Source organism: Coprococcus intestinihominis, from assembly GCF_040096555.1.
GTDB lineage: Bacteria > Bacillota > Clostridia > Lachnospirales > Lachnospiraceae > Coprococcus_A > Coprococcus_A intestinihominis.
In genome coordinates this window covers 1-9761 of sequence record NZ_JBBMEK010000111.1, presented here as the reverse complement: position 1 = coordinate 9761, position 9761 = coordinate 1, and the positions used below count along the sequence as shown (strand labels likewise).

Genomic DNA, 9761 nt, shown 5'->3' with positions numbered 1-9761 from the left:
CACAGAGTAAATTAGCAGGTTTGCTAGATAAGAAACATGAGGAAGAGGAGGAATAAGCGATGGCTGGTGACAGACATGGAAAACACAACACAACGACCATTTCTTTTCGGGTGAATTCTTATGAAAAAGCAACAATTGAAGAACGAGTGAAAGTGAGCGGAATGAAAAAACAGGATTATATCGTCCGATCATGCATTTACAATCATGTATGTGTTGTTGGAAAGAAAGAAACAATTGAGATTATCCGGTCAGAAATGAAGGAAATGAGTTTGGTTTTGGAGGATGTGGCAAAAGATTTGAAGTCTGAAAAACCAGTTATTTCAGAATCGGTTCTTGATAGTATGACAGAACGGTATCTTGCATTTTTGGAAGCAGCATTATGGATGCTGAAAGGTTCAAGTTATTTATGGGAGGATAAAAAGGATGGAAGAGAAAGTAATGAAGGATTGTAAAGTGCTGGCATTGTGTTCACAAAAAGGCGGGGTTGGCAAGACAACAAGTTGCGTGAATCTGGCAGTCGGACTTGCAAAAGCAGGGAAGAAAGTGCTTGTGATTGACAATGATCCGCAGGGAAGTATGACAGCAAGTCTTGGGTATCATAACCCAGATGAATTACCAATCACACTGGCTACTATTCTGACAAAGATTGTAGAAGATGAACTATTTGAAAATACACTGGGAATTTTACATCACCAGGAAGGAATTGATTTGATTCCGGCAAACATCGAACTCTCTGGAATGGAAGTTTCACTTGTAAATATTATGAGCAGGGAACTTGTCTTAAAACAATATATAGAAAGAATGAGAGAAGAATACGACTATATATTGATTGACTGTATGCCATCACTTGGAATGCTGACGATCAATGCACTTGCCAGTGTCGATGCAGTTATTATACCTGTCCAGGCGGCTTATCTTCCTGTAAAGGGTCTAGAACAGCTGATACGGACGATAGGAAAGGTGCGAAGACAGCTTAACAAACAACTGAAAATTGGAGGTATATTGATCACAATGGTGGATAACCGAACGAACTATGCAAGAGATATATCTGATCTGATTTTTGATACATATGGAAACCAGATTAAGATTTTTCCACAGAGTATTCCATTTTCAGTACGAGCAGCTGAAATCAGTGCGGAAGGAATCAGCATATTTGAGCATGATCCAAAAGGAAAAGTAGCGGCTGCATATTGGCAGATGACACAGGAGGTGCTTTTGGATGAAAGGTAGAAGTGCATCGAAGATAAAACTGACATCTTATGATGAATTACTTGGAGGAGGAGAAGAAACGAACGATATCCAGCAGGTTTCACTTGAGCATTTACATTCTTTCGAGAACCATCCATTTCAAGTAAATGATGATGAGGCAATGGCGGAACTGGTGGAAAGTGTGAAAGAAGAGGGAATTCTTACAGCATTACTGGTACGACCGCTGGGTGATGGTGAATATGAAATCATCGCCGGTCACAGAAGGAGACATGCGGCACAACTTGCTGGTCTTAAAGAGGTTCCGGTTATTATCAGAAATATGGATCAAGATACAGCTGTCCGTGCGATGGTAGACAGCAATCTGCAGAGACCTAATATACTCCCAAGTGAAAAGGCATTTGCTTACCGTATGAAGATGGAAGCAATGAATCATCAGGGAACATCAGGCGGTATCAGTGCGAAAGACATTGGAAAGAACGCAAATGACAGTGCAAGGCAGGTGTATCGCTATATCCGGCTTACTTATCTGATGAATGACCTATTAAACGCAGTAGATCGTGATGTGATCGGATTGCAGGTAGGTGTAGAGCTTTCCTACCTTACGGTTCCAGAACAGGAGATGGTGGAGGAAGTGCATGAGAGTACCGGAAAATATCCAAGTCTGGAACAGGCAAAAAAAATAAGGCAACATCGAGAAGAAAAAACGCTGACAAAAGAGATTGTGCGGCTCCTGGTTATAGGAGAGCGTAAAAAGAAAACAACGGTAACATTAAAACAGGATGAAATTAAGAAGTATTTTCCTCCAGAGTATGATGAACAGAAGATACGGACTGTTATATGTCAGCTTTTGGAGGAATGGAGCAATCAGAATCATTGATAAGTACGAAGGGAGGGATGTGTCATGAGTATAAGAGCAACATTCCATTATTTTCAAGGAATGGAATGCGATATGTACAGTTTTTATCGTATTCCCAAACTGCTGTTTACAAGTGAATATTTTAAAAATCTCTCCTGCGAAGCAAAGGTGCTGTACGGACTGATGTTAGACCGGATGTCACTGTCCATCAAGAACCGGTGGTTTGATGAAGAGGACAGGGCATATATTTTCTTTTCGGTGGAAGAGATTATGGAAATGCTTAACTGTGGCAGGAATAAGGCTGTGAATTGTCTAAAAGAGCTGGATCAGGAAAAAGGGATTGGATTGATTGAGAAGAGGCGAATCGGACTTGGAAAAACAAATGTTATTTACGTGAAAAATTTCAGCCTGACAGAATATCCAGATGAGCCAGCAATCTTTGATTCGGAAGAAACACCGGAAAATGTAGCAGAGAGAAAAGAAAATACAGAGACAGAAATAGAAGAATATGCGAAAAAAGAGCCGGAAAAGCCCGTAAATACACAGAAGTTTGAAAAACAAACTTCAGGAAGTTTGAAAAATAAACTTCAAGAAGTTTCAAAAACAAACTTCAAGGAGTTTGAAAAACAAACTTCAAGAAGTTTAGAAAACAAACTTCAAGAAGTTTCAAAAACAAACTGTAATAATACTGAATATAATTATACTGAATTTAGTGAGAATGAATCTTATCAATATCTATCTGAACAAGAGAAAGGGAGAGATAGGATACAGGAGAGAAATGAGTATCGACAGTTAATTCATGATAATATCGAATATGAGATCCTTTGTCAGAGCTATGGAACTGGACGAGTAGAAGAGCTGGTAGAGCTGATGCTGGATGCAATATGTTCGACAAAGACATATCAACAGATCAATGGGGAAGCTGTGCCTACACAAGTGGTCAAGAGCCGTTTGCTCAAAGTCGGGTATGAACACATCCAGTATGTGTTTTTCAGTCTTGACAGGAGTACAAGCAAAGTGAAGAATATCCGGCAGTATATGCTGACGGTATTGTATAACGCTCCTGCAACAATCAATCAGTTTTATGATGCTGAAGTTCGACATGACATGTACTGGGGGAAGGATATTCCAGACAGGTAAGAACTTTGTGCCCACTGGGCACGAAGTTTAAAAAGAGATAGTCATATCTGGCAGATATGCTAAAATAACCTTGTGTCCACTGGGCACAAAGTAGGAGGAAGAATTATGTTGAGATTTATGATAAAACTGCCATTTCGAATTATTGCAGCTCCTGTTTGGCTGGTACTTGCAGCGGTGAATATTGTGCTGGTGTTCCTGGTTGGGTTATCTGCTGGATTCTGCTATCTGATAGCCGGAATCTCTGTTGTGACAGAAGTTTTGAGTATTGGGTTTGGAATCAGTACGGACTGGACAATGAAATCAGCGATTATTACGACAGTAGTGTTTGTTCTACTCCCACATATCGGTATGGGGATAGTTGCAGTAATTGAAGTTGTGAAATGTGGATTACAGGAATTTATTTTTGGATGATTGTGGAAAATATAGTGGCGCTATATGGAAAGGCAGAAATAAACAATGGAAGAATTATATAAAGTGATGGATGATTTGCTTGAGGTGGAATTTCAGATGAAAGCAGGGATGGATATTCTGAAAGAACTGGAAGAGTTTTATATGCTGGAAAAAGAAACCGAAAAATCGGATGCTAGAAAAGTAGCTGTGCTGATGAAAGGATATCTGCAGTCGATGAAGTCAAATATTCGAGAAATCATTCGTTATATTGATGACACGACACTTGAAAAATCAAATGATAAAAAGAAAGATAAACAGGAATCTGCGAGCACCATATCCGAGGAAGTGCAGGAATTTGTGAATCTGACAATTACAGAGCATATGGGGAAAGCATATTCAGAATGGAAGTTAAAGCAGGATAAAGAGCCAGTAAGTGAGATTGATAAGAAATACCAGAAATTACTGGAAACGTTATCCCAAGAACAGGAAGAAGTGATTACGGAATACTGTAATGCAATTTTTAGCAGTGGAGCAGAAACAGAAGAATTTTTCTATCGACTGGGATTAAAAGATGGACTGAATCTGAAAAATACGGTAAAATCTGTATTAGAAATGATATCATGAAATCGGAAGTTGGAGGATACACGCATGAAAATTGTAATCATTAATGGAAGTGCCAGAAAAGGAAACACGCTGACAGCAATCAATGCATTTATAAAAGGAGCATCAGAAAAGAATGAAATTGAAATCATTGAACCTGACAAACTCAACATTGCACCATGCAAGGGATGTGGTGTCTGTCAATGCTCTAAGGGATGCGTCGATAAGGATGATACAAATCCTACAATTGATAAAATTGCTGCCGCAGATATGATTCTTTTTGCTACACCAGTTTATTGGTGGGGAATGTCAGCACAATTGAAACTTATCATTGATAAGTGCTACTGCCGTGGATTGCAGTTAAAAAATAAAAAAGTTGGCACGATTGTTGTAGGCGGTTCTCCCGTAGACAGTATCCAGTATGAGCTGATTGATAAGCAGTTTGACTGTATGGCAAAATATCTTTCATGGGATATGCTTTTCAAAAAATCATATTATGCAACAGCCAGAGATGAACTTGAAAAAAACAAGGATTCCATGAACGAACTTGAGGGGATCGGAAAAAATTTATAAAGCACGTTCCAAATTCCTGTTTGCATATTTCATCAAACGGTACATATTAAAATTAACACAAAGGGAGATGTTAGAATGAAAGCTCATGAATATTGGTCTGTCGGAGCATTGATAACGATGCTAGGAACTTTTTATAGCGGATATAAAGGTTCAAAATCAAGCCATAAATATTTTGCGGCAAGTTCTTTGCTTTGTATGATTATGGCTATTTACACAGGTCATAAGATGATATCTAAAAACAAGAAAACAAAGAAAGAACCAATATCATTAGGAAATGAAGAATAATACAATCAACCTTTTTGCAATGGATAGCAGTAAAAATGTCAGACAGAAGAAAAAGACTCAGCCTATCTGTGATTTTCTGGATTATCTTGTAATGAATGTGCATAATACCAGCAATAATGCCGGAAAGAAAAGAAACCTGATTCGTGGATTATGTGCAGACATTAAGGATGTATCCTTTTCACTTGATAGTAAAATATTTGGAGAGGATTTTGAAGTGCTTCCACTTGGTATTGGAAAAAATGCTTACCGGATGCAGGAGGATATCCTATTCTGCAAGGAAAGAGGAAATGCCAATTCGACATTTAATGAGCTTGTAGTGATGTCTCCGTTTTTATCAGAAAGTGTGATTGCAGATTTTAACCTGACAGACAGGGCATTGTCGGACTGTAAGAGAACACTTGTTACGAGACGTTCTGAGCTTGGAAAACTCAAAGCATCAGATGTAGATAATTTTACCATCTATGCATTAAAGGATGAGATTATAGATGGTGAGGAAGAAATTTCAGATGAACTCGCAGATAAAAAGAAACAGGATATTCATGCAAAAATCTATCTGAGAAGGAAATATTCAGATGTTGACCTGTATCTTGGTTCCATGAATGCTTCCTATTCTGCAATTAATAAAAATGTTGAAATGATGCTGTGGCTTGGTACAAAGAATATGTATCTGAATGGGGATAAATTCTTAGAGGATATATTCTGTGGACCGGTAGGAGATGCAAAGAATCCATTTGAGCAGGTTACAGTAGCGGATGCTGTTTTGGAAACAGAAAGTGACAATAGAAATCTGCTGGAGCAGAAAATTAAGGACTTGTGCCGAGTGAAAAGGCAGGCTGTAATTTCAGAAGATAATGAGAATGCTGGAAAGTACAAGATAGAGGTTGAGTTCAGTGGTATTGAATCTGATAGTGAGGTTACAGTATCACCATTTAATTCAAAGCAGGAGCAGACATTGTCAGAACATATAGAGTTTTCAGAGCTTGAGATCTTGCAGTTATCAGAGTTCTATGAGATTACTGCAAGATCAGGTGATGATACAATTCGCAGAATTATTATGATCCCTACAAGTGGTTTCCCGGATGACAGAGAAAGTGCTGCAGTAAACAGTGTGGTAAAAGATAGGGCATCATTTGTTGAGTACATAGCGTTTGTACTTGGTGATGATTATGTAGCATCTATGCTTGAAGGAAAGCAGATGGGAGAATCCGGCTTTTTTGCCAATTCGAGTGATGCAATGCCGGCACTCTATGAAAAGATGTTAAAGACATCTGTAGAAGGGCCGGAAAGAATAAAAGACATTGGATATGTGCTTAAGATGGTTACAGATAAGGATATTATACCGGATGAATTCCGTGAACTGTATGAGACTTTTTGTAATACTTTGAAAATCAGAAGATAACGAGGTGATGTCATGTTACAATTTAATATAGATGAAATTGAAAAGCGTACCCTTTCCGGTCTGAAGGATTTTCAAAGAGCGACTGTGGAGAGAGTGGATTATCTGTTCCGGCATAATCAGAATCGTGTGCTTGTAGCAGATGAAGTGGGTATGGGAAAAACTCTTATTGCCAGAGGAGCAATTGTAAAGACAGCAAGACTTAGAATCGAAGAGAAAGATGATCTGTTTAAGGTAATTTATATCTGCTCTAATCAGAACATAGCAAATCAGAATATCAGAAAACTTGATGTAACAGGAAAGAATGCCATCGGCTCAGTATCAGATACCAGACTGTCTATGCAGCATTTAAAGATTACTGAGCAGGAAAATGATCCGCAGATAAAGGAAGGTTTTATACAGCTTATCCCACTTACACCGGAAACATCTTTCCGCATGACCACCGGAGGTGGAAGTGTGCAGGAAAGAGCACTTATGTATGCCATTTTAAGGAGAATGCCGGACTTTAAAGGACATGTAACTTCTCTTGAAAAATTTATGATAATGGATGCTGTAAAAGCATGGGATGGATGGGCAAAATGGAACTTTGAAAATCGTGTGGCAGAATGCGAAAAGATGACGAAGGGTGTCTATCCACAAAATGTGATAGAAAAAATCCTTAATTATCAGGAGTATGAAAGTATAAGGGACATGCTGCTTAATCATTTGCATGAAAGAAGATACAATAAACAGCTTACATATTCCAATTACTATGTGATGAATAAGCTTCGTGTGATGTTTGCGAGAATCAGTGTATCTATGCTTGAGCCGGATCTGGTAATCATGGATGAGTTTCAGAGATTTAAGTTTCTTTTGTCATCCGATGACAGTGAGCTTGGTATTCTTGCACACAGTTTCCTTAGTGGACATGATACAAGGGTACTTCTGTTGTCGGCTACACCATATAAATTGTATTCTACCCTTGAAGAGATAGATGAAAATCAGCTTGATGAGCATTATGCAGAGTTTTTTCAGGTTATGAACTTTCTTTTTGATGATGAAGTCAAAGACATTAAATTTAAGGAAGTGTGGAAGAATTATTCCCATGCTCTAAGTGAGTTGAAGGCAGGGGACAGTGCAATTATCCGTATGAAGGAGCTGGCAGAAAATGCCATGTATCAGGGAGTCAGCAGGACAGAGCGTATATCTGTCATGGATTCCGGTGATTATACGGATGACAGCAGCGTGAAGCATCATTTGCAGATAGATGAAAATGACATAAACTCCTATATACAGATGTCACGATTGTTGTCAAAAACGGATTCAAATCATTCTTTACCGGTAGATTATGCAAAGAGCTGTCCGTATCTTATGTCCTTTATGAAGAAATATAAGATTAAAGAGCAGATTGAAAAATATTATATAAAACATCCAGATGAATTTGGAAGTGAAAGAGAACAATGTCTCTTGTGGCTGAATCGCAATAAAATCAATAAATATGATGAACTGCCGAAAACCAATGCAAGGCTTGAGGCACTGAAAGAAAAAGCATTTACCGGCGGTGCAGAAAAATATCTGTGGATTCCTCCATCACTGCCATATTATGAGATGCAGGGAGCATATAAAAACAGCAAAGGCTTTTCAAAAATACTTGTATTTTCTGCATGGGAGATGGTTCCACGAATGATAGGTGCGCTTGTTTCCTATGAGGCGGAAAGACTTACAGTTGGAAAACTGGTACATCAGATAAAGAATCAGGATAAGAAGAATACGGGGTATTTTGCGGATGGTTCGAGACGATACCCGGTGGCAAGGCTCAGGTTTAATGTTTCAAATGGAGAAGTAAGAGGCATGAGCCTGTTTGCATTGCTTTATCCTTCAAAGACACTTTCTGATATGTATTTACCGATTGAGTCATTGAATAATCATGAATCATTAGAAGTAATAGAGAAATCTGTACGGCTGAAACTGAAAGAGAAGCTTGCGATAATCGAAGAAAAGTATGGTGATTCGGGTAACAATAAGGAAGATGCCAGGTGGTATTATCTTGCACCGATGCTCATGGATGGAGTCATCTATGCAAAGCATTGGATAGAGGATATTGTGTGGGAAATGAATACAGACGAAGAGGATACAACATCTGAGGTCAGAAGCAGTTCAAAGGATAAGAGAAATAAGGGCTTTATTGCTCATATTGATAAGCTAAGAAGTTATTTGGATGCCCCGGAGGAGATTCATCTTGGAAGAAAGCCGGAGGATCTTCTGGAAACATTGGTAAATATGGTACTGGGTTCGCCAGCAATATGCATTTATCGTTCTAATGGAAGAAGCACAGCCAGAGCAACATCGCTTGCAAAGGTATTTGTCAATAATTTCAATTTGCCGGAGTCAACAGCTATCATTGATCTTGCTTATGGCAGATGCAGGGATGATAATTCCCATTGGCAGAATGTACTTAAATACTGTAAAGATGGCTGTTTTCAGGCAATGATTGATGAATATATCCATATGCTGAAAGAAACAGCAGGTTTTCAGTCGGATGGAAATCAGTATCAGATTGTGCATGACATGATGATGGATTCATTGAAGATACATACAGCCACCTATATCGCTGATACTTATCCTGATTTCAAAAAACGTATTAACGGAGCTGACAGGAAGAGTGATGGATGTCGAATAAGGTCGAGTTATGCAGTTGGATTTACAAAGGATGCAGGAGATAATTCCAAGGTAGTCATGCGTAAAGAAAATATCAGAAATGCCTTTAACTCACCAATGCGTCCATTTGTGCTCGCCACAACATCAATCGGACAGGAAGGATTGGATTTTCATAATTATTGTCGTGTGATTATGCACTGGAATCTTCCAAGTAATCCCATAGATGTAGGACGGATTTTGCGGACATTCAAAATAAAAAAGAATGTGGAGGTAACAGACAATGGCAAAATCATTATTTGAGGAACTGGGCGGCAAATACGAAAGGCAAGGGGATTATTTGATACCGTGCTTAACTGTACCCGCCGAAGAAGAACAGGCAATAGGCATCTGGGGGCAACGGCATTTAGATTATCTAAAACAGTACCGTAAAGTTACATACACCAATCTTCTTACAAGCGGCAGGCTAAACGCCTACCTTGCCGACATCAACAGACAGGCACAGGAACGCTTTGAAAGGCTCATAGAGGGTATGAAACAGGCACAGGGCATAACGGAACAGCTAAAGGCAGAAAACGCCTTAGAATGGACAGGATGCCTCAATAACATAAGGGCTTGTGCGAGGGAGATTGTGGAAAAGGAAATTATTTTTGCATAAACAGATGATTAGTGGCAGGG

General features: G+C 38.9%; 11 protein-coding genes. All 11 read left to right on the top strand.

Translation table 11 applies throughout. The annotated features are described in order from the left end of the window. The first annotated feature begins 59 nt into the window (after positions 1–59). Positions 60–452: a plasmid mobilization protein gene (locus WMO25_RS09790; protein WP_073113076.1), complete on the top strand. Its 393-nt coding sequence runs from the start codon at positions 60–62 to the stop codon at positions 450–452. Then, positions 424–1230 (top strand): ParA family protein, encoded by an 807-nt coding sequence (locus WMO25_RS09785; RefSeq protein WP_026650281.1) that lies wholly within the window; start codon positions 424–426, stop codon positions 1228–1230. Before WMO25_RS09790 ends, WMO25_RS09785 begins: the two co-directional genes overlap by 29 nt. Continuing rightward, positions 1220–2086 (top strand): ParB/RepB/Spo0J family partition protein, encoded by an 867-nt coding sequence (locus WMO25_RS09780; protein ID WP_026650282.1) that lies wholly within the window; start codon positions 1220–1222, stop codon positions 2084–2086. The genes WMO25_RS09785 and WMO25_RS09780 overlap by 11 nt, the downstream gene beginning before the upstream one ends. 24 nt (positions 2087–2110) lie before the next feature. Further along, positions 2111–3205 (top strand): replication initiator protein A, encoded by a 1095-nt coding sequence (locus tag WMO25_RS09775; RefSeq protein WP_028087787.1) that lies wholly within the window; start codon positions 2111–2113, stop codon positions 3203–3205. A 105-nt stretch (positions 3206–3310) separates the two neighbouring features. Continuing rightward, a complete protein-coding gene (locus WMO25_RS09770) occupies positions 3311–3616 on the top strand; it encodes a hypothetical protein (protein WP_028087788.1) in 306 nt (101 codons plus the stop codon). Between the two features lie 45 nt (positions 3617–3661). After that, positions 3662–4219, top strand: a complete 558-nt coding sequence (locus WMO25_RS09765; RefSeq protein ID WP_044925306.1) for a hypothetical protein — start codon at positions 3662–3664, stop codon at positions 4217–4219. Between the two features lie 24 nt (positions 4220–4243). Further along, the gene (locus tag WMO25_RS09760; RefSeq protein ID WP_008119059.1) at positions 4244–4768 is read left to right on the top strand and encodes a flavodoxin family protein; all 525 of its coding nucleotides are present in this window, start codon (positions 4244–4246) and stop codon (positions 4766–4768) included. A gap of 75 nt (positions 4769–4843) precedes the next feature. Beyond that, positions 4844–5053 (top strand): DUF6219 family protein, encoded by a 210-nt coding sequence (locus tag WMO25_RS09755; RefSeq protein WP_009300563.1) that lies wholly within the window; start codon positions 4844–4846, stop codon positions 5051–5053. Between the two features lie 19 nt (positions 5054–5072). Next, positions 5073–6452, top strand: coding sequence for a phospholipase D family protein (locus WMO25_RS09750; protein ID WP_195839719.1), 1380 nt, complete (start codon positions 5073–5075; stop codon positions 6450–6452). A gap of 12 nt (positions 6453–6464) precedes the next feature. Next, complete coding sequence (locus tag WMO25_RS09745) at positions 6465–9386, top strand: DEAD/DEAH box helicase family protein (RefSeq protein WP_231301769.1); 2922 nt, start codon at positions 6465–6467, stop codon at positions 9384–9386. Then, entirely contained in the window at positions 9367–9741 is a 375-nt protein-coding gene (locus WMO25_RS09740) for a TnpV protein (protein WP_001129922.1), read from the top strand. Before WMO25_RS09745 ends, WMO25_RS09740 begins: the two co-directional genes overlap by 20 nt. Positions 9742–9761: the final 20 nt, after the last annotated feature.